The sequence below is a fragment of the Dietzia sp. DQ12-76 genome, assembly GCF_014145045.1.
GTDB lineage: Bacteria > Actinomycetota > Actinomycetes > Mycobacteriales > Mycobacteriaceae > Dietzia.
Map to the genome: position 1 here is coordinate 342 of NZ_JAALDV010000510.1, position 2,593 is coordinate 2,934.

At 67.3% G+C, this 2,593-nt stretch carries 3 protein-coding genes; 1 reads left to right on the plus strand and 2 read right to left on the minus strand.

The window, feature by feature from the left end; genetic code table 11:
- Positions 1-442, minus strand: a 442-nt coding sequence (pgsA, locus tag G6019_RS15795; RefSeq protein WP_309230305.1) for a CDP-diacylglycerol--glycerol-3-phosphate 3-phosphatidyltransferase, incomplete at its 3' end; no start/stop codon positions are given.
- 77 nt (positions 443-519) lie between these two features.
- On the opposite strand from pgsA, the gene G6019_RS15800 reads away from it, so the two are divergent.
- Positions 520-801 carry a YciI family protein gene (locus G6019_RS15800; protein ID WP_107756599.1) on the plus strand — a complete coding sequence of 94 codons (282 nt, stop codon included), beginning with the start codon at positions 520-522 and terminating at the stop codon, positions 799-801.
- 11 nt (positions 802-812) lie between these two features.
- Here G6019_RS15800 and G6019_RS15805 read toward each other — a convergent pair.
- A partial coding sequence (locus tag G6019_RS15805) for a DNA translocase FtsK (protein WP_241726102.1) occupies positions 813-2,593 on the minus strand: 1,781 nt, incomplete at its 5' end.

The following is a 2,593-nucleotide window of genomic DNA, read 5'->3' on the forward strand; positions in this document are numbered from 1 at the left end:
GAGTCTGGGTGACGGTCTTGAGCTTTCCGCCCTTGCTGGCCGCCACCACGTGGTCCACACCGAACAGGCGCCAGAGGGTGATCCCGACCTCTCGGACCAGGATCACGATCGTGACCCACCAGAACAGCTCGTCGACCAGGGACAGCGAGATCATGGCCGCGGCCATGAGGGCCTTGTCCGCGATCGGGTCGGCGATCTTGCCGAAGTCGGTGACCAGGCCCAGGCGCCGGGCGAGGTACCCGTCCACGTAGTCGGTCGCCATCGCGAGCGCGAAGACCACGAACGCACCGACTCGCCACCACGGATCCTGGGCGTCGGAGACGAAGAACAGGACCACGAACACCGGGACCAGCAGGATTCGCAGGACGGTGAGCACGTTGGCGATGTTGAGCAGGGGGACCTCGGCACCGGGGCGGCCGTCGTCGGTGAAGGGAAGTGTCACCCCCACACCTTAGCGAGACCCGGGCCAATACCCTGGATCCGAAAACGCTCTCACCATGATCGGGAAGGACCCCAGCGATGCCGCTCTTCGCAGTCAGCTACCGGTACGAACCAGAGCAGTCGGAGGACCGGGAGGCGAACAAGCCCGCGCACCGCGAGTGGCTGTCCGCCCAGGTCGAGGCGGGGACGATTCGAACGGTGGGACCGTACACCGACGGGTCCGGGGCTCTGCTCATCGTCGAGGCGGACGACGCCGGCGCAGCCCGCTCCCTGGTCGCCGAGGACCCGCATTGTCTGCGTGGGTTTGTATCCGGGGTCACAGTCCGGGGGTGGATGCCCGTGTTCGGCGCGCTGGCCTGACCTTCGGACGTTCAGCCCACCGGCGCCTCGTCGAGGGTCTCGCTCCCGGTCGGCTCGTCGGCGTCTTCCTGCGGCGGCGTGCCCCCCTTGATCATCCAGATGACCGAGGCCAACTCCTCCGGTTTGACCAGGACGTCACGGGCCTTGGACCCCTCGGAGGGGCCCACGATGCCGCGCGATTCCATCAGGTCCATGAGGCGCCCGGCCTTGGCGAATCCGACGCGGAGCTTGCGTTGCAGCATCGAGGTGGACCCGAACTGGCTGGAGACCACGAGTTCGACGGCGGCGAGCAGGTCGTCCAGGTCGTCTCCGATGTCCCCGTCGATCTCCTTCGTGGACTCTTCCTTGGCGGCGGTGACGGTGTCGTCGTAGTCGGGCTCCGCCTGGTTCTTGGCGTAGTCGACGACGTCGTGGATCTCCTCGTCGGTGATGAAGGCGCCCTGCATACGGATCGGCCGGGACGCTCCCATGGGGATGAACAGTCCGTCGCCCATGCCGATCAACTTCTCGGCCCCCGCCTGGTCCAGGATGACCCGCGAGTCGGTGAGCGAGGAGGTCGCGAAGGCCAGGCGCGACGGCACGTTCGTCTTGATCAGACCCGTCACCACGTCGACCGACGGACGCTGGGTGGCCAGTACGAGGTGGATGCCGGCGGCCCGGGCCTTCTGCGTGATCCGCACGATCGCGTCCTCGATGTCCCGGGGCGCGGTCATCATGAGATCGGCGAGCTCGTCCACGACGGCGACGATGTACGGGTACGGGCGGTAGACGCGCTCGCTCCCGGGCGGGGTGGTGATGGCGCCCGATTTCACGCGATCGTTGAAGTCGGTGATGTGGCGCACCCGGGTCGACTTCATGTCCTGATAACGCTGCTCCATCTCCTCGACCAGCCACGCCAGCGCCGCTGCCGCCTTCTTGGGCTGGGTGATGATGGGGGTGATCAGGTGCGGGATGCCCTCGTACGGTGTCAGTTCGACCATCTTGGGGTCCACGAGGATCAGCCGCACCTCGTCCGGGGTCGCCCGGGTGAGCAACGACACGAGCATCGAGTTGACGAAACTGGACTTGCCCGAGCCCGTCGAACCCGCCACCAGCAGGTGCGGCATCTTCGCCAGATCGGCGGTGACGAAATCCCCCTCGATGTCCTTACCCAGCCCGATGAGCATCGGGTTGTGCTTCGTGGCGGTCTTGGGATCGGTGAGAACGTCGGCGAGTCTGACCAGTTCACGGTCGAGATTGGGGACCTCGATACCCACGGCGGACTTGCCCGGGATCGGGGCGAGGAGCCGGACGTTGTCGGTGGCCACCGCGTAGGCGATGTTCCGGTGCAGCGCGGTGATCTTCTCCACCTTCACACCGGGGCCCAGCTCGACTTCGTACCGCGTGACCGTCGGCCCGCGGGTGAACCCGGTGACCGCGGCGTCGATCTTGAACTGTTCGAGGACGCCCTGGATGGCCTCGATCATCTGGTCGTTGGATTCGCTGCGCTCCTTGGGCGGGTCTCCCGCGGTCAGCAGGCTCACGGGCGGCAGGGTGTACTCGACCCCGTTGAGCAACTGCTTCTGGGAATCGAGCCGGTCGACGTCACTGTCCGCCGCGGTGTGGGTGGACGGGGAGTTGGTCTGCGGCACAACGGCTGTGTCCGCTGCTGCGCGGGATCCCGCCGGGCGGGCGGTGGTCGCGACGATGTCGTCGTCCACGCCGGGCCCGTCGACGCCGTCGACGCCGTCGACGACGCCGGTGTCGGCCGAGGGCAGTACTGCGGTGCGAGCGGCCGATTTCCGGGACCGGC